This is a genomic window from SAR86 cluster bacterium (genome assembly GCA_023703675.1).
GTDB lineage: Bacteria > Pseudomonadota > Gammaproteobacteria > Magnimaribacterales > AG-339-G14 > AG-339-G14.
In genome coordinates, this window is sequence record CP097974.1 from 216,102 (window position 1) to 236,064 (window position 19,963).

23 protein-coding genes and 2 tRNA genes are annotated in these 19,963 nt (G+C 30.2%); all 25 read left to right on the forward strand.

Translation table 11 applies throughout. The annotated features are described in order from the left end of the window. Position 1: 1 nt before the first annotated feature. The 25 genes from pgsA (at position 2) to M9C82_01115 (ending at position 19,957) form a co-directional block, all read left to right on the forward strand. Positions 2–535, forward strand: a complete 534-nt coding sequence (pgsA, locus tag M9C82_00995; protein URQ73740.1) for a CDP-diacylglycerol--glycerol-3-phosphate 3-phosphatidyltransferase — start codon at positions 2–4, stop codon at positions 533–535. A 3-nt stretch (positions 536–538) separates the two neighbouring features. Then, positions 539–1,627, forward strand: coding sequence for an FAD-dependent oxidoreductase (locus M9C82_01000; GenBank protein ID URQ73741.1), 1,089 nt, complete (start codon positions 539–541; stop codon positions 1,625–1,627). Between the two features lie 4 nt (positions 1,628–1,631). Further along, on the forward strand, positions 1,632–2,642 hold the full coding sequence (galE, locus tag M9C82_01005) for a UDP-glucose 4-epimerase GalE (protein URQ73742.1): 1,011 nt from the start codon (positions 1,632–1,634) through the stop codon (positions 2,640–2,642). Between the two features lie 15 nt (positions 2,643–2,657). Then, a tRNA-Cys gene (locus M9C82_01010) sits at positions 2,658–2,731 on the forward strand. 14 nt (positions 2,732–2,745) lie between these two features. Continuing rightward, the gene (locus M9C82_01015; protein ID URQ73743.1) at positions 2,746–3,630 is read left to right on the forward strand and encodes a UTP--glucose-1-phosphate uridylyltransferase; all 885 of its coding nucleotides are present in this window, start codon (positions 2,746–2,748) and stop codon (positions 3,628–3,630) included. Next, positions 3,630–3,716: transfer RNA gene (locus tag M9C82_01020), tRNA-Leu, on the forward strand. The genes M9C82_01015 and M9C82_01020 overlap by 1 nt, the downstream gene beginning before the upstream one ends. An 11-nt stretch (positions 3,717–3,727) precedes the next feature. After that, a complete protein-coding gene (locus M9C82_01025; GenBank protein URQ73744.1) occupies positions 3,728–4,291 on the forward strand; it encodes an acyltransferase in 564 nt (187 codons plus the stop codon). Further along, on the forward strand, positions 4,278–4,988 hold the full coding sequence (locus tag M9C82_01030; protein URQ73745.1) for a methyltransferase: 711 nt from the start codon (positions 4,278–4,280) through the stop codon (positions 4,986–4,988). The genes M9C82_01025 and M9C82_01030 overlap by 14 nt, the downstream gene beginning before the upstream one ends. Before the next feature lie 2 nt (positions 4,989–4,990). Beyond that, positions 4,991–5,824, forward strand: coding sequence for a phytanoyl-CoA dioxygenase family protein (locus M9C82_01035; protein ID URQ73746.1), 834 nt, complete (start codon positions 4,991–4,993; stop codon positions 5,822–5,824). Beyond that, positions 5,825–6,079, forward strand: coding sequence for a hypothetical protein (locus M9C82_01040; GenBank protein URQ73747.1), 255 nt, complete (start codon positions 5,825–5,827; stop codon positions 6,077–6,079). It begins immediately after the preceding gene. Next, positions 6,066–7,025: a ketoacyl-ACP synthase III gene (locus tag M9C82_01045; GenBank protein URQ73748.1), complete on the forward strand. Its 960-nt coding sequence runs from the start codon at positions 6,066–6,068 to the stop codon at positions 7,023–7,025. Before M9C82_01040 ends, M9C82_01045 begins: the two co-directional genes overlap by 14 nt. Then, positions 7,012–7,719 carry an SDR family oxidoreductase gene (locus M9C82_01050; GenBank protein ID URQ73749.1) on the forward strand — a complete coding sequence of 236 codons (708 nt, stop codon included), beginning with the start codon at positions 7,012–7,014 and terminating at the stop codon, positions 7,717–7,719. The genes M9C82_01045 and M9C82_01050 overlap by 14 nt, the downstream gene beginning before the upstream one ends. Next, complete coding sequence (locus M9C82_01055) at positions 7,716–8,651, forward strand: Wzz/FepE/Etk N-terminal domain-containing protein (GenBank protein URQ73750.1); 936 nt, start codon at positions 7,716–7,718, stop codon at positions 8,649–8,651. The genes M9C82_01050 and M9C82_01055 overlap by 4 nt, the downstream gene beginning before the upstream one ends. 52 nt (positions 8,652–8,703) lie before the next feature. Then, positions 8,704–9,771: a UDP-N-acetylglucosamine 2-epimerase (non-hydrolyzing) gene (gene wecB, locus M9C82_01060; protein ID URQ74108.1), complete on the forward strand. Its 1,068-nt coding sequence runs from the start codon at positions 8,704–8,706 to the stop codon at positions 9,769–9,771. A 6-nt stretch (positions 9,772–9,777) separates the two neighbouring features. After that, positions 9,778–10,812, forward strand: coding sequence for a GDP-mannose 4,6-dehydratase (gene gmd, locus M9C82_01065; protein ID URQ73751.1), 1,035 nt, complete (start codon positions 9,778–9,780; stop codon positions 10,810–10,812). Further along, positions 10,809–11,354 carry a dTDP-4-dehydrorhamnose 3,5-epimerase family protein gene (locus M9C82_01070; protein URQ73752.1) on the forward strand — a complete coding sequence of 182 codons (546 nt, stop codon included), beginning with the start codon at positions 10,809–10,811 and terminating at the stop codon, positions 11,352–11,354. The genes gmd and M9C82_01070 overlap by 4 nt, the downstream gene beginning before the upstream one ends. Further along, positions 11,341–11,739 (forward strand): hypothetical protein, encoded by a 399-nt coding sequence (locus M9C82_01075; GenBank protein ID URQ73753.1) that lies wholly within the window; start codon positions 11,341–11,343, stop codon positions 11,737–11,739. The genes M9C82_01070 and M9C82_01075 overlap by 14 nt, the downstream gene beginning before the upstream one ends. 5 nt (positions 11,740–11,744) lie before the next feature. Next, positions 11,745–12,836: a DegT/DnrJ/EryC1/StrS family aminotransferase gene (locus M9C82_01080; GenBank protein ID URQ73754.1), complete on the forward strand. Its 1,092-nt coding sequence runs from the start codon at positions 11,745–11,747 to the stop codon at positions 12,834–12,836. Positions 12,837–12,841: 5 nt separating this feature from the next. Beyond that, complete coding sequence (locus tag M9C82_01085; GenBank protein ID URQ73755.1) at positions 12,842–14,038, forward strand: nucleotide sugar dehydrogenase; 1,197 nt, start codon at positions 12,842–12,844, stop codon at positions 14,036–14,038. A gap of 11 nt (positions 14,039–14,049) precedes the next feature. After that, positions 14,050–15,333 carry an oligosaccharide flippase family protein gene (locus M9C82_01090; GenBank protein ID URQ73756.1) on the forward strand — a complete coding sequence of 428 codons (1,284 nt, stop codon included), beginning with the start codon at positions 14,050–14,052 and terminating at the stop codon, positions 15,331–15,333. A gap of 6 nt (positions 15,334–15,339) precedes the next feature. Next, the gene (locus tag M9C82_01095) at positions 15,340–16,677 is read left to right on the forward strand and encodes a hypothetical protein (protein URQ73757.1); all 1,338 of its coding nucleotides are present in this window, start codon (positions 15,340–15,342) and stop codon (positions 16,675–16,677) included. A 5-nt stretch (positions 16,678–16,682) separates the two neighbouring features. Continuing rightward, positions 16,683–17,804, forward strand: coding sequence for a glycosyltransferase (locus M9C82_01100; GenBank protein ID URQ73758.1), 1,122 nt, complete (start codon positions 16,683–16,685; stop codon positions 17,802–17,804). Positions 17,805–17,813: 9 nt separating this feature from the next. Continuing rightward, a complete protein-coding gene (locus M9C82_01105; GenBank protein ID URQ73759.1) occupies positions 17,814–18,575 on the forward strand; it encodes a hypothetical protein in 762 nt (253 codons plus the stop codon). Positions 18,576–18,579: 4 nt separating this feature from the next. Next, positions 18,580–19,221: an imidazole glycerol phosphate synthase subunit HisH gene (hisH, locus tag M9C82_01110; protein ID URQ73760.1), complete on the forward strand. Its 642-nt coding sequence runs from the start codon at positions 18,580–18,582 to the stop codon at positions 19,219–19,221. Beyond that, on the forward strand, positions 19,205–19,957 hold the full coding sequence (locus M9C82_01115) for an AglZ/HisF2 family acetamidino modification protein (protein URQ73761.1): 753 nt from the start codon (positions 19,205–19,207) through the stop codon (positions 19,955–19,957). Before hisH ends, M9C82_01115 begins: the two co-directional genes overlap by 17 nt. Positions 19,958–19,963 lie beyond the last annotated feature (6 nt).

A 19,963-nucleotide genomic window follows, 5' to 3' on the forward strand; every position in this document is an offset into this window, starting at 1 on the left:
TATGAAATTAATACCAAATTTTCTTTCTTTTTTGAGAATTCTATTGGTTTTGCCAATCATTTATTCATTGCAAAGTGATTTGTATATATTGGCCGCATTTTTATTTTTTCTTTCTTCTATGACAGATTTTATGGATGGATATTTAGCTAGAAGATATGAATTAGAATCAGAATTGGGAGCTTTTCTTGATCTAATAGCTGATAAAATTCTTGTAATCACTATATTAGTTTGGTTAGTCTTTATTTATGCAAATCAAGCCTTAACAATACTTTCAATTTTAATCATTTTGAGAGAAATTATTATCACCTCCTTTAGGTATTTTTTAATTTTAAACAATGCGGATTCAGAATTAATCAAAGCAAATAAATATGGAAAATTTAAAACAGCTTTTCAGTTTTTCTCAATTTTTCTTTTGATTTTAAGTCCTTTACATAATAATTTTTACTTAACTTTTTCGTTAATTCTTCTTTTACTATCAACTTTGATTTCCTACTTTTCTTTAACAATCTATTTTTTAAACTGGATAAAAAAATAAAAAATGGATAAATACGAAGTTGATTGTTTGGTTATAGGCGGAGGGGTTGCTGGTTTAGCGTCGGCAAAATTTCTAGCCCAAGAATTTAAAAAAACTTATTTAATTGAGAGAAACAATTATCTCGGTATGGAAACTTCGAGTAGAAATTCTGAGGTAATTCATGCTGGAATTTATTACAAAAAAAATTCATTAAAATCAGAACTTTGTTTGAAAGGAAAAATAATGCTATATAAATATTTAACTGAAAAAGATATCAATTTTAATAATTGCGGAAAATACATTTTAGCCACAAATGAAGAGGAGTGTAAAAAGCTTGAAGAGATTAGATTGAATGCCGTTGATTGTGGTTTGGAAGACTTATTTTATGAGCCAAATCTAAAAAAGATTTATCCTTTTTTAAACGTTAAGAATTCTATTTTTTCTCCTTCCTCCGGTATTTTTGATAGCCATGAATATTTCAAAGCCTTGGAAAAAGATTTTTGTGATGCAGGAGGGTTAGTTCTCTTGGGGAATGAGTGCCTAGATATTGAAGAAACGAATGATTTTTTTGAAGTTAAAATTAAGGATTTGAATAATGAGCTAATTTATATTCTACAAACCAAATTTTTAATTAATGCTGCAGGTATTCATTCTGCGGAAATAGCAAAACTCATTGATAAATCTAGAGAGATAGACGTACAGTACATTAAAGGCGAATATTATAATTATTCTGGTAAAGAAAAAATAAATCACTTAATTTACCCGGTGCCTGGGTCTCTAAGTTTGGGGCTTCACGCAACTATCGATCTCGGAAGTGGTATTAAATTTGGCCCTTCCGCAGTAGAAACGAAAGAAATAAATTATAAAGTAGAAGATGAAAATAAAATGGATTTCGTTAGATCGCTTCAAAAGTATTGGCCTTCAATAAAAGAATGTGATTTATCTCCTAATTATTCAGGAATAAGGGCAAAGGAAAGAGGAGCTCAAGATTTTGGACTAGAAAAATTAGATAAAAAAAATAAAATCGCTATAAACATTATCGGCTATATTTCGCCTGGCTTAACGTCATCATTAGCCTTAGGAGAGAAAATTACTGAATTAGTCAAAGGCTAAAAAAATGAATATCTTGGTTACAGGAGGATTAGGTTATTTAGGTAGCCATGCAGTTATTAAGTTAATTGAACAAGAATATGGAGTTATTATTCTTGATAACCTCTCAAATAGCCGCAAAAGAAATTTAAATATATTAGAAAAGATTACCAATAAAAAAATAGAATTCTATGAAGCAGATATCAGAGATAAACCCAAGCTAAATAAAATCCTAAAAAAGAATAAAATATCAGGAATAATGCATTTTGCTGGCCTCAAGTCAGTTAGTAAATCCAATTCTGAAAAGGAAGAATATTTTGACGTAAACGTTAATGGGACTAGAAACCTTATAGAAGCACTCAATGAAACATCAAGTAACAACAAGTTTTTTATTTTTAGCAGCAGCGCTTGCATTTATGGAAAACCAATTTACTTGCCATATGATGAAATTCATGATCTTAAACCAGAAAATTATTATGGAAAGACTAAACTTCAATCAGAATTAATTTTAAAAGACGCATATCAAAATCATAAAGATTGGAAGATAGTCGTACTTAGATACTTTAATCCTATTGGCTCACATAATTCTTACCTTATTGGGGACGATCCTGTTGGGAGCCCCGAGAATTTAATGCCTAACATTGTAAATGCCGTAAATTCTAATGAAACTAATTTAAAAATTTTTGGCTCAGATCACGATACTTTTGATGGTACGCCAGTTAGAGATTACATTCATGTAGAGGATTTAATTGAAGGTCATGTTCTAGCATTGAATTTCCTAAAAAGTAGTAAAAAAAATATTTATGAAATATTTAATTTAGGATCTGGAGAGGGTTTTAGTGTGCTTCAATTGATAAATTCTTTCGAAGAGATAAATGACGTAAAAGTACCATTCGAATTTACAAATAAAAGGAAAGGAGATCTTCCAATATATTTCTCTAGCGCTGAAAAAATCAATAAAAAGTTAGGCTGGAAGCCTAAATTAACACTAATGGATATGTGCAAAAGTTCTTGGGAATTTCATAAAAATAAAAAGTAAAATATATATTAATTTGGCTGAGTGGCAGAGTGGTCATGCAGCGGACTGCAAATCCGTCAACGCCGGTTCGATTCCGACCTCAGCCTCCAAAAGACAATTAGAAATGGATAAAAGAAACGTTTCAAAAGCCTTAATTCCAGTAGCTGGATTGGGCACTAGGATGCTGCCTGCTACTAAAGCTATACCAAAAGAACTACTACCTATATTTGATAAGCCTTTGATACAACATGTTGTAGAAGAAGCAATAAGTGGAGGAATTAAAGAAATTATTTTAATTACTCGTAGTGGAAAAGAGGCTATTGAAAATCATTTTGATAATAATTATGAATTAGAACATCGTTTGGAGGTTTCTGGAAAAAGAAAAATTTTAAAGTCCGTAAAGAATTTGATTCCAAAGAATATTAAAATCAGCTCTATTAGGCAGGAAAATGCTCTAGGACTGGGACATGCAATCTTATGTGCTGAGCATTTATTGAAGAACGAACCTTTTGCAGTCTTACTGCCAGATGAATTCTTAGTGCAAAAAGAGCTATCGCAAGATTTTGCAAAAATGATGAAAAATTTCACTACGTCAGGCTCTGGTCAGCTATTGGTCGAAAAAGTTTTAAAAAGAGACGTTCCAAATTATGGAGTGGTAGATTTAAAAAAGAAAATTTTAAAATCAAAATCACAAAAAAAAGTTTTTGGTCTTATAGAAAAGCCCAAACCAAAAAATAGTCCTTCCAATTTAAGGATAGTGGGAAGGTATATTCTTCCATTTAGCACAATGAATGCTATAAAAAAATTAAAGCCTGGAAGAGATGGAGAAATCCAATTAACAGATGCAATTAATTATTTGGTTAAAAAAGATTTAGAAGAAATAAATGCTAATCTTTCTACTTCAGAAATATATGATTGTGGTTCTAAAACAGGTTTTCTAGGTGCTAATATAGCTTTAGCATCAAGGAACAAAAAAATAAAAAGATATATCAAGGAGATAATTAAATAGCCCAGGTGGTGGAATTGGTAGACACAAGGGACTTAAAATCCCTCGAAGGCAACTTCGTGCCGGTTCAAGTCCGGCCCTGGGTACCAAGTAAATATCTATGTACTACTCCGACGAAGAATTAATTTCTTTTGGCTTCAAAAAAATTGGGAAAAATTTGAAAGTCAGCAGGCTTGCAAACTTTTACTCTATAGAGGATGGAGAAATGGGCGATAACGTAAGAATTGATGATTATGTAATATTGAAGGGAAAAATATACATAGGTTCAAATGTGCATATTTCATGTTTCTGTAATTTAAGTGGAGGATATGGGATTACCTTGAAGGATTTTTCTGGAATTTCTTCACACACTAGTATTTTTTCCGCAGTTGAAGATTTTATATCTCCAACACTTATGAGTCCCTCAATAGACAGAAAATACTCAAAGATTATCGACGGCCCTGTGGTTTTTGAAGAGGGAGCAAAATTAGGATCTCATTGTATTGTTTTACCTGGCATTACAATTGGGAAGCATTCTACTGCAACTGCACAAACTTTAATAAATAAAGATGTAAAGGATTTTGCAGTAATAGGCCCTAAAGTAAGAGGGTTTAAAACTTTTGGTTTTAGAGATAAGAAAGCAATTAATGATATCAAAAGTCATTATTTAGATGAAAAAAATTAAATTTAAGTATTCAAAAGATAACGATTTCGATTTATTTTTAGATAGATTTACTTTTGAGCCAACTTTTACTACAAACTTAATTATTGAAAGTGTTCTAAAAAATCTTTCTAAAAATTCTACCATTTTAGACTTGGGGTGCGGTTCAGGCGTCGTTGGAATAGTCATAAACGAACTTTCAAAATTTAAACATTCTTTCTTTGCTTCTGACGTTTTTGAGACTGTAAAAGATGTAGTAAGTAAAAATGCAAATTTAAATAATGTAAAAATTAAAATTGAGCTATCCGATACTTTCTCATCTTGGAATAGGAGATTTGATTGCATAATTGACGATATTTCCGGGATTTCTTCGGAAGTAGCTAAACTTTCTCCCTGGTTTGAAAATATAGCTTGTGATAGTGGAATAGGCGGAGACATTCTCACAAATAAGGTGCTTTGCGAGGCTCCTTCATTTCTAGAAAATGACGGATTGTTTTTTTTTCCAGTAATATCATTATCTAATTCTGCGTCTATTTTAAATAAGGCTAGAGAAAATTTTAAAAATTTAGAATTGGTCAATTCGAAAGATTGGCCGTTGCCAAGTTCAATGGCAAACAATCTGGAAGCTTTAAATGATTTAAAAGATTTAGGGCATATTTCCTTTGAGGAAAAATTTGGTATATTAGTCGCTTCAACTAGTATTTATAAGGCTTATAATTAATCATGAATGATGATCTACCTTGGTTTGAAGTAGAAAATTCAAACATAAATGAACAAGAATACGATTTAAAAAATCCTTTTTATGAAAACGTAAAAGAATTTTCAGAAAAAGGGTTCACTGTTTTTGATTTGTATTCAGATAACTCAGTTATTGATGATGCTTTGTTAAAACTTGACGCCTTAATAGAAACAAAAAATTATTCTAAAAATCCAAAATATTATCATTACAATGAAAGCCCAAGGATAGTAGAAGCTTGGAAAAAAATAAAAGAAATCTCACTTCTTTCTAATGACAAGAATGTTATTGAGTTTCTAAATCTTGCTTATAAAAGAAAACCTATTCCTTTTTCTACAATCAATTTTTACGCGTCAACTGAACAACCCCTTCATAGCGATTACTGGCATTTTGGGTCTACACCAGATAGATTTTTATGCGGCGTCTGGATAGCAATGGAAGATATTCATGAGGATTCAGGACCTCTTCAAGTGGTCCCGAATTCATCTTCGCTTCCTATAACTTCACAAGAATCTTTAGGCTTAGAGATTCCGAAAACCACTAAAGAAGTCAAAAGAAATTATGCTATTTACGAAGAATTTGTGAAAAAACAGATGGAAGAATTTAGTCTCAGGACTGTGCCTGTTATCATCAAGAAAGGTCAATGTTTGATTTGGTCGGCAAATTTATTACATGGGGCATTTAAGAGGGTTAATAAAAATTTAACTAGAAAAAGTATGGTTACACATTTTCATTTTGAGAACTGTAAATATTACAATCCCGTTTTTACAGATTTTAAAAGAAAAGTGTATAATGAAAGAGAGTTAGAAATAGTTAAATAAATGCCTAAAATTACCCAAGAAACTTTATTTGACGCAATATCGAAAGCGCTTGATGTTGATTCTTCGAAAGTTAATTTGGATTCAAGTATTGATACTATCGAAGAATGGGACTCTTTGGGAAGTTTAAGTATTCTTACCTCACTAGATGAGTTATCTGATGGCGAAACGTCAAAAATAGAAGACATTTCCAGTGCTGCCTCATGCAAAGATATTATAGATTTACTGAAAGTTCATAACCTATATGATCCAAGCTAAAATTGAAGGTATTGAGTACCATCTAGCTTCAAAAAAAGAAAATCTAAAAAATTTAAAAGAAAACAACCCTGATTGGGATGTAGAAAAAATATTTGAAAAAGTCGGTGTAAAGGATAGATTTATCTCTTCTGAGCATGAAACCTCTCTGAGTCTTGGCATTAATGCTGCAAAAAAGTTTTCTCATAAAATATTAAAAGAGGTTGATTGTTGTATCTTTGTCACTCAAACTCCAGATTTTCTCTTACCAAACAACGCAAGCATTGCGCAAGATAAGCTTAATTTGAGTAATGAAATTTCTGCATTTGATATAAATATGGGCTGCTCTGGTTTTGTTTATGCTCTTTCGGTGGCTTCTTCTTTTTTAGAATCTAATATTCATTCTAAAATTTTAATTATTTGCGGCGAAACTTATACAAAATATCTGAACGAACATGATCGTTCGACCCAACCTATATTTAGCGATGGTGCGTCAGCTACTATATTGTCGAAAGGTAAGACTTCAAAAATTGGACCGTTTTTATTTGGAACAGATGGATCTGGATATGATAAGTTGATTTTTAAAAACAGCGGGGCGTCTAAAGAATTTAAAAATGAAAACAAAAGTATTTTTATGGACGGACAATCGGTATTGCTTTTTACAATGGATAAGATTCCCAATTTGATTTTAGAATTAATGGAAACAAATAATTATTCTATTGATGACATAGATTTCTTTTTATTCCATCAAGCCAGTAACGTGGTTTTAGATAACATCCAAAGAAAGTTAAAAATTCCTTCCGAAAAGCTGCCAAGAAATGCTTCTAAATTTGGAAATACAACTTCATCAACAATTCCAATACTAATCAAAGATTTAGTAAATTCAAAAAAATTGAGGAGAAAAATGAGAATAGTTTGTTGTGGATTTGGGGTTGGACTTTCTTATGGAGCGACAATTGTCAATTATTAAAAATAAACAATTTATTATTATAGGCGCCAATTCAGGGCTAGCTAATTTTTCTGTAAAAAAGTTTTCTCGTAGAAATCTTGTTTTTGGAACCTATAATAAATCCAGGCCGAAGGAAACAAAGGATTTTCATCTTTTAAAAAAATTAGATTTGTCAAAAAAAAAACAAATAGAAGCTTTCATTAATAAAATTTCGAAAGATTTGTCCAAAATAGTACTGATTAATTTTGGAGTTTTTAATCAAGATAATCTTCTGGTAAATGTTGAGGAGGAAGAATTATTAAATTCTTTTCAAATAAATGTATTTTCAAATTTTTATCTCAATAAAATGCTTATTCCCATTATGATAAAAAATAATTGGGGCAGGATTATCCATTTATCGTCTCAAAGAGCTTTTTTGGGAGCTAAAGGAGCATCTGTATATGGGGCTTCAAAGTCTTCGCTAATCGGTTTAAGCAATAATATTGCATCAGAATATGCGAGATTTGGCATTACTTCCAATATAATAAATTTGGGATATTTTGAATCTACTCTATTTTATAAATTAGACAAATCATTGCAGAAGGAATATTTAAATTCAATTCCTGGAAAAAAATTGGGAACTGCTGAAGATATTTTTAACGTTTTAGAAATGATAGTTAAAAATCCTTTTATGAACGGCTCTATAATTGATTTGCATGGCGGGGCAAAAATATGAATAAAGAAGAAGCATCGAAGCTTGAAAATTTTTTATCGAAAGAAATTGATTTAAGAGAAATAATATTTGTCCTTTGGAATAGAAAATTTTTTTTAATAAGTCTCAGTTTTTTGTTTTCAATTATTTCTATTTTTTATTCTTTATCTATCCCAAATAAATATACTTCCGAATCAATACTAGAAGTACAGTCAAATTCAAGCACTTCCGGCGCTATGTCATCGATAAGAAGTCAATTCGGAGGTATCGCATCGCTTGCTGGGATAAATTTAGGGTCTGGTGACTCCGGAGACAAATCTTTTTGGGTTATGGAAAGAATAAAATCAAAAGAATTCTCTAAACATATTTATTCATTTCCTGGAGTTGTAGAAAATTTTTTTGCAGTTGAAAAATATGATCCTGATGAACAAAAAATTTTTTATAATGAAAAAATTTTCAAACAAAGTGTTTGGCAAACTAGAAGTAATGGTAAATCTTATAAGCCCACCTTTTTAGAATTCCATGCTGCATTTAACAGTTCTTTAGATGTTCAAAAAAATACTGAAACCGGATTTATAGATTTAAAATTTGAACATTTTTCTCCTAAATTTTCTGAAGAATTATTAAATTTAGTAATCAATGAAATTAACGTTCTTACAAAGGAAGGAGATAAAAATGAAGCTACATTTTCTCTTGAATATTTGCAGTCGGTCTTGGGAAAAACTTTAATTGAGGATACTAGATTGTCAATAAACGAACTTATTAAAACACAGCTGAATATAATAATGCTTGCTGATGTGAAAGATTTTTATATTCTTAAACCTATTGACTTACCTTTTGTTCCAGAGAGTAAATCATCTCCTTCGAGATCTCTAATTGTAATTATGTGGTCATTTTTTGGATTTCTTTTAAGTTCTTTATATATTTTGGTTAGGCATTTCTATTTAAAAAAATAGGTATTTCGTGAAAATATTAATAGTTATAGGAACAAGGCCTGAAGCTATTAAAATGGCACCGTTGATTTTAAATCTCAAGAAAGAAAAATATTTTAAAGTAAAAGTTTGTGTGACAGCTCAACACAGAGGAATGCTGGATGAAGTGCTGAATTTGTTCAGAATAAAACCAGATTATGACCTAAATCTAATGAAAAAAAATCAATCCATTAACGATATTGCTTCGAAAATTATAAAAAAGATCGATAACGTTCTAAATTTGAGTAAGCCTGATTTAGTCTTGGTTCATGGAGACACATCAACAACTCTCTATTCAGCAATAGCAAGTTTTAATAAGAAGATTAAAATTGGTCATATTGAAGCTGGCCTAAGAACATTTAACTTAGATTTTCCTTGGCCTGAAGAGAGTAATAGGCAGATAGTAAGTAAACTTTCTTCTTTTCACTTTGCACCAACTAAAATTGCCAAACAAAATCTTATTCAAGAGGGAATAAAAAAAAAGGATGTTTTTGTTACTGGAAATACAATTATTGACTCTCTTTTAATTGCATCAAAATTGATAGATTCAAAAAAAGCTTTAAAAAAAGAGTTAGAAAATAAATTTAAATTCTTAAAAAAAGAAAAAAAATTAATTCTTGTTACAGGACATAGAAGAGAAAATTTTGGAAAAAGTTTGAAAAATATATGTTTAGCTTTGAAACAGCTTTCTAAATTAGATATTGAAATTATTTATCCTGTTCATTTGAATCCCAAAATAAATATTCCTGTGAATAACATGCTGAATAATGTAAAAAATATAAAATTATGTAGTCCTCTTGATTACATTTCTTTCGTATACCTTATGACAAAATCTTATCTAATAATAACGGATTCTGGTGGAATTCAGGAAGAGGCCCCAACTTTGGGGAAGCCTGTTTTAGTTACTAGAGAAGTTACCGAGAGGCCTGAAGCGCTTGAGGTAGGAACGGTCAAATTAGTGGGTTCTAATCAGGATAAGATAGTTTCGGAGGCGACTAAATTATTAAATAACAAAAATGAGTATAATAAAATTTCTTTTAAACAGAATCCTTACGGTGATGGTAAATCAAGCTTAAGGATATCAAAAATTTTAAAAAAAATATAACCATACATGCCAAAGAGAGCTTTCATCACGGGAATTACTGGTCAAGATGGTTCTTATCTTGCGGAATTTCTTTTGGAAAAGAATTATGAAGTACATGCCATAACAAGAAGGGTATCAGTTTTTACTACCCAAAGGATAGATCATTTATTGCGGCACCCAAATTTATTTACTTACCATGGAGACTTGGCTGATTCTAGCAATCTTCACATGCTTTTATCCAAAATTAAGCCCGATGAAGTTTATAATTTAGGTGCACAATCCCATGTTTCTGTGTCATTTGAAGTTCCTGAATATACTGCTGAAGTTGACGCACTAGGTGCAATTCGCTTATTAAATGTTTTAAAAGACTTAGGGCAAACCCCAAGATATTATCAAGCTTCTACATCTGAATTGTTTGGCGGTATCCCAGGAACAGAGCCTCAAAATGAAGATACACCGTTTTCTCCTAGATCTCCATACGGAGCTGCAAAATTATATGCCTATTGGATTACTAAAAATTACAGAGAGTCTTATGGTATGTTTGCAAGTAATGGAATTCTTTTTAATCATGAGTCGCCAAGAAGAGGAGAGACATTTGTTACAAAAAAAATTACTAAAGGAGTGGCAAATATTGTCAAAGGAAATCAACGATTTATAACATTAGGAAATTTAAATGCAAAGCGAGATTGGGGATACGCTAAAGACTATGTTGAGTCGATGTGGCTGATGCTTCAACATGAGAGACCCGACGATTTTGTCATAGCAACAGGAAAGTCTTGGAGTATCAGAGAATTCGTAGAGATGGCTTTTAAAAGCGTGGACGTAGAAATTGAATGGGAGGGAGAAAAAGAAAAAGAAATTGGAAAGAATAAACTCTCTGGAGAAACGATTATAAAAATTGATCCCAAATACTATAGACCATCAGAGGTAGACTTCCTCAAAGGAGATGCTTCAAAGGCTCTTAAATCTTTAGGATGGAAACCCAAAACATCTATTAAAAAATTAGTGAAAATTATGGTTGATTACGATCTTAAATATGATGATTACAGTGGGGTAGAATGAAAATTGATTTTGATTTTAGAAGTTCAAATCTTTTAGAGGACGTTACTATTATTTATCCTTCGGTTCACAAAGAAGATAGAGGCTCAATATGGACTTCTTATTTAAATAAAAAAATTGATAAATTTTTGCCTGATGATCTTGTTTTTCTTCATGATAAATTTTCAGAATCTAAGAAAAATGTTTTGAGAGGCATTCATGGAGATCATAAGTCTTGGAAATTAATTTCTTGTATTTCAGGAAAAATTTTTCAAGTCATTGTGGACTTAAGAAAATCTTCATCATCATTTTTAAAACATGAGACTTTTAGACTAAACTCGAATGAAAAAAAAATGATCTTAATTCCTCCTGGAATGGGTAATGCATTTTTAACTATAAGTGAAAATGCTACATATCATTATAAGCTAGCATACAAAGGAGATTATATAGATGCAGCAGATCAATTTACCGTTGCTTGGGACGATCCAAGATTGAACATTGATTGGCCCATAAAAAAACCTATTTTATCTAGCAGAGACTTGCAAATTAACAATGGAAGTAATTAAACATAATAATAAGATTTTAAGCATAATTTACAGAGATGAAGATTGGGTTAAAGGTCTAAATTTTATTACTCCAAATGAAATGTTTGTTCAGGTGGGTTCATGGTGGTATGACAAGGGAAAATTACTCGACAAACACGTTCATAAAGATTTTGAAAGGAAAGCTATGAGAACTCAAGAGTGTGTATATGTTAGAAAAGGTAGTATGAGAGTCACTCTATTTTCTGAAGAACTTGAAGAATTACAACAGTACGATTTATTTGAAGGTGATTTGAACGTTTTTGCTTATGGTGGACACGGATACGAAATATTAGAGGATGATACTCAAATTATAGAAAGTAAAAATGGGCCTTTTGTTGATGTTGAAACCGATAAGACAAAGTTTTAAAAATAATGCCTAAAGAATTCATTATGCAAATGCGACCCCTTTTTGGCAAAGAGGAAAAAAAAGCACTTTCGGATTATATGGAAGAAGATGGATTTTTGACTGAGTACAAAAGGACGGAGATATTTGAGTCAATGATTGCTAAGTTTACATCTTCAAAACATTGCATCGTTGTTAATAATGGAACAATAAGTCTAACTCTTTCTGCTTTGGCATTAGGACTGAAGGCTAATGATGAAATTATAATTCCCAATTTTACAATGGTTGCAACGCCTAATTCAATACAGATGTTTGGTGCAAAGCCAGTATTTGTGGATGTTGAAAGAGAAACTCTTTGTCTAGATTTAGAAAAAGCTAAAAAAGTCTTAACAAATAAAACTAGGGCAATAATTTTAGTTTCTGCAAATGGAAGATATCCTGAATACGGTATTGATAATTTACTTAAATTTGCTGACGAAAATAATTTATTTATTATCGAAGATGCTGCTCAGTCGTTAGGATCTTATTATCCTGATGGACGACATATTGGAACAGTTGGCGACATTGGTAGTTTTTCTTTTTCTGCGCCTAAGATAATTTCAACCGGGCAAGGAGGAGCAATAGTAACCAATTCTGATAAATTATCTAAAAAGCTCAGAAAACTTAAAGATTTTGGAAGAACCTCTGGGGGAAACGATATTCATGATGAGATTGGTTACAATTTCAAATTTACCGAGCTCCAAGCTTGTATTGGAATAGAGCAAATGAAAAAGTTACCGAAAAGAATGGAGAGAAAAAAAGAGATTTGGAAAATATATAAAGAAGAATTAAAAACTTTAAAACAATTACAGTTATTTGATCATAACTTAAAACATACAACACCTTGGTTTATAGACTCTCTAGTTGAAAATAGAGAAGAACTTATTCAATATTTAAAATTAAACAATATTGGAACCAGGGTGATGTACCCACCTTTAAATAAGCAAAAAGCCTACAATATTGATTTGGATGCTCCTGTCTGCGACGAAGTTGATCGAAAGGGGCTTTGGCTACCCTCTAGCGTTCAATTAACAAATGAAGAAATTTTTTATATTTCCGATACCATTAAAGCCTTTTATTAAAAAAAATGAAAATTAATTGTATTGGTCTTGGTTATGTTGGGTTACCGACTTCTCTACTATTAGCCGACAAAAATTTTGATGTTATTGGTGTAGACAGCAATGAAAAAAAAATAAAAGAAATAAATTCACACAATTTATTTCTAAATGAAATTGAATTACAAAATCTTTATTTAAAGGTAATCAAAAAAAATAATTTTAGAGCACAATCTTCACCAGAAGCAGGCGACGTTTTTTTTATTGTAGTGCCAACCCCAGTCAACCCAGATAAGTCCTATGATTTATCGTTTCTAAATTCTGCAGTTGATTCAGTAATTCCTTTTTTAAAAAAAGGCAACATCTTAGTAATTGAATCAACAGTACCTGTAAAAACAACTCAATTAATTTCAGAAAAGATTTTTAAAGAAAGAAAAGACTTAAAAAATGAAATTTATGTTGCTTACTGTCCCGAAAGAGTATTACCTGGAAATACTTTGCATGAATTAAAAAACAATGACAGAGTGATTGGAGGTATAGATGAAATTTCAACTCAAAAAGTTATTAATTTTTACAAAAAATTTGTAGACGGAAATTTGTATGAAGCTGACTCTTTTACTGCGGAACTCTGTAAACTTGCAGAAAATTCTTTCAGAGATAATCAAATTGCTTTTGCAAATGAATTATCTATCATCTGTGATGAATTGAACGTCAATGTAAATAATTTAATTAAAATAGCTAATAAACATCCAAGAGTAAATATTTTAAAACCCGGTACGGGAGTTGGTGGACATTGTATAGCTGTTGATCCTTGGTTTTTGATTTCAGATTTCCCCGATAAAACAAATCTTATTAAAAAATCTAGAGAGGTAAATGATTTCAAAACAGAATGGTGTATAGAAAAAGCTATATCTACTATAAAAGAGTATTTTGAAATTAATAAAAAATATCCACTAGTTTCATGTATGGGAATTACATATAAGAAAGATTCAGATGACATGAGAGAATCTCCGTCTTTAAAAATTGCAAAAAATTTAATTAATCAAACTGAGTTTGAGACTTTAATTTGTGAGCCTAATTTAAAAAGTCATGTTGATTTTGAACTTTCAGATCACGAAAAAGCTTACTTTAATGCTGACATCGTCATATGGTTGGTAAATCATAAAGAGTTCGAATCAATAAAAAAAATTGAAGGGAAAAAAGAACTAGATTTTTGTGGTTTGAATTAATCAGTTTTTTTATGATAAAAATTCTAAATTTTTTTAAGATTAAACTTGGCAACAGTCCTTTTATAAAAAATACTTTAATAGTCACTTTTGGCACTGGAATTGCTCAATTGTTTCCAATGATATCTTATCCATTTTTAGCAAGGATTTTTTCTCCTTCAGAATTTGGTCTTCTAGCAATTATCACTTCATTAGTACCAATTATCGCAGTCATATCTAGTGGGGCTTATGAAGGAGGAATTTTATTGTCGAAATCTAAAAGGGCGTCAATAAATCTTTCGGCCTATATTTTAATCAGATCATTTATAATTTTATCTTTCTTCACTTTACTAATTATTCTGTTCAACAAAAATATTTCGGAAATTTTAAACGAGCCACTTTTAACAACTTGGATTTTCTCTGTTCCAATAATATCTTTGGGGGCCGTTATATTTAATATCTCAAATGAGTGGAATGTTAAGTATAAATATTTTTCAGCTTTGAGTTTTAATAAGGCTTTTTATACTGTGACTAATGTAATTTTTAAACTTATCGTTGGATTGTTTTCAGCTATAAAATTTGGGGGGCTTATTCTTGGAGATCTTTTTGGAAAGCTTTTCATGATCTTTTATTGTTTTTTTATGCTAAGGAGCCTTGATGGAAATTCTTTTAAGTCAATTAATTTCAAAGATATAAGACAGTCACCTGAGTTAGTTTATGATTTTCCAAAATTTGTTATGCCGGATCAAATAATAAGCAACTTAGGCGGTTCTATACATATTTTTTTTATAAGTTCCTATTTTGGAAGCGCTCAAGTTGGATTAGTTTCTATTGTCTCTTCATTATTGTATGCACCCATAACAATTTTTAGTTCGGCTATTAAAGATGTATTTAGACAAAGAGCAATTGAGGAATTTGAAGTCTCTAAAAATTGCAGACCTTTATATTTTAAACTTTTAATTCCTATAGTTGCTATTGCTACTATAGGTTTCAGTTTTTTATACTTGATACTACCGAGTTTTTTTAGAATTTTTTTTGGACAGGAATGGGAAGATGCAGGAAAATATGGCCAAATTCTCATTCCTTTATTTTGTTTTAGTTTTATAAGCATGTCATTGAAAGATGTTTTTGTTGTGGTAAAAAAAATGCATATTGCTTTAATTTGGCAAGTTTTTTATATAGTCATATTGGTTTGCTCTTTGATTGTTGGAACTATGTATTTTTCAGATCTAAATGTAACTTTACATTTGATGACACTCGCAGGAAGTATTTCGCATATTCTTTATATGGTTCTTTCTTACTATTATGCGAAAGAGTAGATTCTAATGGCTTCTATTTTTAAAGATAAAAATTTGCCTTTCCTTTTTTCCTCAAAAAAAAAGGCAAATCTAAATCTTAAAATAAACATCGAAACTGCGTTACTAATTTTTGGAATAATCTTATTTAGATATCTATGCGATAAATCGTACTTAATAACAAAGATAGTTTTTAATTATGAAAATCCTTTTTTATTTGAACCCACTTTCTTTTCTAAAACTGTATCTTGGATTTTCTTAATTTCACTTTTACCACTTCTGACTAAGATATATTTCAATAAGAATCCTAGTAATAATATAATTTTTCTGCTGAGTTTAATATCTCTTGTTCCTTCGACTACATTAATTGCGGCATATGGAACTTATCCAATAAATTATATATTTTTGCTTTGGGTATATTGGTTTTTGCTTTTTCTTTTAATTATTCTTATCCCTTCTTTCAACTTAAATGTATTTAAAAAACTAAGGTCTAGATATTTCTACCTGGCTTTAATTTTTCTGATTTGTACAGCAGTTATTTACTTATCTTGGTTAAATACTGGATTTAGATTTGTTTTTAATATTTTTGATTCCGCAATGATTTATGGATTAAGAGTAGAAGCAAGAGACTATTCAAACTTCCCTCTGATAGGTTATTTACAACATGCTGGAGACAACCTTCTCCCCATATTAATGGTTTATATGTTTGCAAAAGGAAAGAAATTATTTTCTTTAATTCTAGCGTTCATAATTCTATTAAACTTTGGAATATCTGCTTCTAAACAAGTATTTCTACTCTTGTTTCTAGGAGTGTTTAGTTGTTTTTTTATAAGAAACATTTCTTTGCCTAGATTATTTTTAATCGGCACGATACTTGTAACTCTGATTACTTTAGCGGAGTTTTATCTGTTGAATACTGCGATCAGCTCAATGTTTTCGAGTTATCGAATATATTTCATACCTGCAAAATACCATCACATTTATTACGAATTTTTTTCTACTTATCAGCCAGATTATTTTAGACAATCTTTTTTAAGATATTTCTTCGAATCTCCTTATGAAAGAAGTTTGCATATGATTTTGGCTGATTATCATAATAGAGATTATTATGCCCGTGCAAACAATGGTTTGTTTTCCGATGCTGTAATGAATTTAGGATATCTTGGAATAATTATTTTTCCTCTTTTGCTAACTATAGTTTTGAAATTCTTGGATGGCGCCTCCCAGAATTTACCATCATCTGTAATCTTTATTGTCATCATAACTACAACCTTTATGTTGTTGAATTTAAATCTCTCAATTGCCTTAATGTCAGGAGGGTTACTTTTAATTATATTTACTCTTTATAGTCTTCCGAGAAAGGAGTAGAAACATTGAAAATTTGTCATGTAATAAGTGGTTACTTTAGAAACGATGCAAGGGTCTTTCACAGGCAATGTAAGTCGTTGCAGAAACAAAATAATGAAGTCGTTATCTTGTCAAATGATGGGGGAAGAAACGAAAAATTAGATGGAATAGAAATCTTTTCCTGTAATGTTTTTTTAAAAAAAAGAATTTTTGTACTTTTGTTTGCAACTTTTCAATTTTTTTTCAGTGCAAAAAAAATAAATGCTGATATTTATCAATTTCACTCACCTGAATTAATATTTTTAGGTTTATATTTTAAATTGATTGGGAAAAAGATTATTTACGACGCTCATGAAGATTTACCAAGGCATATATTAGAAAAAGAATGGCTACTTTGGATGCCTACTTTCTTAAGAAAATTTATATCATTAGCAACTGAACAATATCTTTTTTGGGCATTAAAAAAATATGATCGAGTAATTACGCCCCATCATCATGTATTGGAGTTATTTAAAAAAAATGGTATCGAATGTACATTAGTTGCAAATTTTCCAATTATTAAAAATAAAAAAAATTTTTTACTAGATGATTATCTAATCAGAAAAAAAGTAATTTGTTATACAGGAACTGTTTATTCTTATAGTAATCAAGAAGAAATATTAGAAGCAATCTCAGATTTAAAGGATGTAAGATACAAAATAGTAGGGTTTTTTGATGAAGCTCATTTAAATTCTCTTTCGTCTCATAAAGCCTTCAATCAGTTAGACTTTTCTGAAAGGATTCCTTGGGAGAGATTGAGTGAATTTTATGAAATGACTTCAGTTGGAATAGTAGTTTACGACTACAAACTTAATTTAGGAGGAAATTTGGGATCTTACGGCTCAAACAAATTGTTTGAATATATGGAAGCTGGACTTCCTCTTGTTTGTACTGACTATAAGCTTTGGAAGGAAATAATAGATGAATATAAATGCGGAATATATGTAAAACCTGGAAATGTGAGTGAAATAAAAAACGCAATTAGTTTTCTTTTAGAAAATAAAGAGTTAGCCTATAAATATGGACAAAATGGTAGAAGAGCTGTTGAAGAAAAATTTAACTGGTCATTACATCAAAAAGAATACTTAAAAATTTTTCAGAATATTTAAAAAATTACAATGGATCAAGAAAAAAAAATATCTTTCGTGGTGTCTTCTTGTGATAAATATTCTGATCTTTGGGATATTTTTTTTTCATGTTTTTTTAAATATTGGCCAGATTGTCCATATGAAATTTACCTAATTTCAAACTTTAAGACTTTTGAATCAAAAAGAGTAAAAACTATAAAATTAGGAGAAGATAGAGACTATGGTTCAAATTTAAAAAAGATATCACAAAACATTCCTACTGATTGGTTTGTTTTTTGGATTGATGATGCCATTTTGTCGGATAAGATCGACACCAATTTTATAAAAAAAATCTTAAATTTAGCTCAGAAAAAAGATGCTGGATCTTGTTTGCTGATTCCAACTTACCCAGTTGCATACAGTAAAGAAAAAGACGATCTCATTGGCCCGATACCAAAATTTGTCAAATATAGAGCTGCAATAGGGTGTTGTTTGTACCATAAAAAAACTTTTAATAAACTTATTTTAGAAGGCAAAGATATATGGGAGCATGATAAAAATAACGCTCCAAATAATTTCGAAGATAAATTTTATGCTTTAACAACTAATTTGAAAAAACCCCTTTTCCCTCATGCGCATGGAGTTGTCAAAGGTAAATGGTGTAGGCCATTCATTAAATTTTTAAAAAAGGAAGGATTTGAGAAATTAATACCTAAAAGAAAAAAGGAAACATTGACTTCTTATTTTTATGGAAAAATTTATTATCTGAGATTAAATCTATACAAGTTTTTTAAAATGCATTGGTATATCTAAAGTTTTGAGCAAAAATTATAAAATAGTAATAATTGATTATGGTATGGGAAATACTGGTTCAATTAAAAATATGCTTTCTTTTCTGGGATTCGACTCTCAAGTTTCTAATGAAGCAAAAATAATAAATGAAGCAGATTTTTTGATTCTTCCTGGAGTTGGAAAATTTGATAGAGCTATGCAGAATATAAATGATTTAAACCTAGCAGATACAATTAGTGAAGCCGTAGTTGAAAAAAGAATACCTACCCTAGGTATTTGCTTGGGCATGCAATTGATGTGTCTTTCAAGCGAGGAAGGAAATGAAAAAGGATTAGGGTTGGTAAATTATTATGTTAAACAATTTAAATTTAATAATAGATCGAATCTCAAAATTCCTCATATGGGTTGGAATTTTTTAAAAAAAACTAACAATGGCTTACTATTCAAATCTCAAGAAGAAAATCAAAGATTTTATTTTGTTCATTCATTTTATTTGGAAGATTCAGATTTACCTTATAAAACATCTATAACAAGATATGGGATAGATTTTATTTCTTCTTTTGAGAAAGATAATTTATTTGGTGTGCAGTTTCACCCAGAAAAAAGTCATAGCTACGGTAAAAATTTATTCAAAAATTTCTTGAATTATTATGACAGGGTTTTATAGGATCATTCCCACCTTGCTCTTAAAAGACAAAGGAGTAGTTAAGACAACAAAATTTAAAAACCCTAAGTATATTGGCGACCCTATAAATATTGTAAAAATTTTAAATGAAAAAGAAGCAGACGAGCTTTGTATTCTAAATATAGACAGATCAAGACATGATGACGAACCAGATTATCGTCATTTAGAAGAAATAGTCTCCGAGGCTTTTATGCCTGTTGCTTATGGTGGGGGAATTAAAAAAATAGGAGAAGTAGAGCAACTATTCAAAATAGGAATAGAAAAAGTAATCATAAACACACATCTATTTGGAAATTTTAAGTTTATAAAAGAACTTTCCGAAATTTTCGGTAGCCAATCTATTGTTGCATGTGTTGATACAAAAAAAAATTTATTTGGAAAATACTCGATTTATAGTAATTCAGGTACAAAAAAAACTAAGATAAACTTAGATCAGTACATAGATTCTATACAAAAAAATGGCGCTGGAGAACTTATTTTAAATAGTATTGATAATGATGGAATGATGAAAGGATATGATATTCAAATAGCAAATATGGTTAACTCTAAAATAAGTATCCCGTTTATATTGCTCGGAGGGGCAGGGAACAAAAAAGACTTAATCAGCGGAATAAATGCGGGAGCTTCTGGAGTTTCTGCAGGATCACTTTTTGTGTATCAAGGAAAACATAAAGCTGTTTTAGTAAGTTATATAAAAAACGAAGATTTATTTTTTTGATCTAAT

Bases quoted from the DNA above. Each gene is read 5' to 3' on its own strand.
- pgsA (URQ73740.1), top strand. From the start codon at position 2: ATGAAATTAATACCAAATTTTCTTTCTTTTTTGAGAATTCTATTGGTT.
- M9C82_01000 (URQ73741.1), top strand. From the start codon at position 539: ATGGATAAATACGAAGTTGATTGTTTGGTTATAGGCGGAGGGGTTGCT.
- galE (URQ73742.1), top strand. From the start codon at position 1,632: ATGAATATCTTGGTTACAGGAGGATTAGGTTATTTAGGTAGCCATGCA.
- M9C82_01015 (URQ73743.1), top strand. From the start codon at position 2,746: ATGGATAAAAGAAACGTTTCAAAAGCCTTAATTCCAGTAGCTGGATTG.
- M9C82_01025 (URQ73744.1), top strand. From the start codon at position 3,728: ATGTACTACTCCGACGAAGAATTAATTTCTTTTGGCTTCAAAAAAATT.
- M9C82_01030 (URQ73745.1), top strand. From the start codon at position 4,278: ATGAAAAAAATTAAATTTAAGTATTCAAAAGATAACGATTTCGATTTA.
- M9C82_01035 (URQ73746.1), top strand. From the start codon at position 4,991: ATGAATGATGATCTACCTTGGTTTGAAGTAGAAAATTCAAACATAAAT.
- M9C82_01040 (URQ73747.1), top strand. From the start codon at position 5,825: ATGCCTAAAATTACCCAAGAAACTTTATTTGACGCAATATCGAAAGCG.
- M9C82_01045 (URQ73748.1), top strand. From the start codon at position 6,066: ATGATCCAAGCTAAAATTGAAGGTATTGAGTACCATCTAGCTTCAAAA.
- M9C82_01055 (URQ73750.1), top strand. From the start codon at position 7,716: ATGAATAAAGAAGAAGCATCGAAGCTTGAAAATTTTTTATCGAAAGAA.
- wecB (URQ74108.1), top strand. From the start codon at position 8,704: ATGGCACCGTTGATTTTAAATCTCAAGAAAGAAAAATATTTTAAAGTA.
- gmd (URQ73751.1), top strand. From the start codon at position 9,778: ATGCCAAAGAGAGCTTTCATCACGGGAATTACTGGTCAAGATGGTTCT.
- M9C82_01070 (URQ73752.1), top strand. From the start codon at position 10,809: ATGAAAATTGATTTTGATTTTAGAAGTTCAAATCTTTTAGAGGACGTT.
- M9C82_01075 (URQ73753.1), top strand. From the start codon at position 11,341: ATGGAAGTAATTAAACATAATAATAAGATTTTAAGCATAATTTACAGA.
- M9C82_01080 (URQ73754.1), top strand. From the start codon at position 11,745: ATGCCTAAAGAATTCATTATGCAAATGCGACCCCTTTTTGGCAAAGAG.
- M9C82_01085 (URQ73755.1), top strand. From the start codon at position 12,842: ATGAAAATTAATTGTATTGGTCTTGGTTATGTTGGGTTACCGACTTCT.
- M9C82_01090 (URQ73756.1), top strand. From the start codon at position 14,050: ATGATAAAAATTCTAAATTTTTTTAAGATTAAACTTGGCAACAGTCCT.
- M9C82_01095 (URQ73757.1), top strand. From the start codon at position 15,340: ATGGCTTCTATTTTTAAAGATAAAAATTTGCCTTTCCTTTTTTCCTCA.
- M9C82_01105 (URQ73759.1), top strand. From the start codon at position 17,814: ATGGATCAAGAAAAAAAAATATCTTTCGTGGTGTCTTCTTGTGATAAA.
- M9C82_01115 (URQ73761.1), top strand. From the start codon at position 19,205: ATGACAGGGTTTTATAGGATCATTCCCACCTTGCTCTTAAAAGACAAA.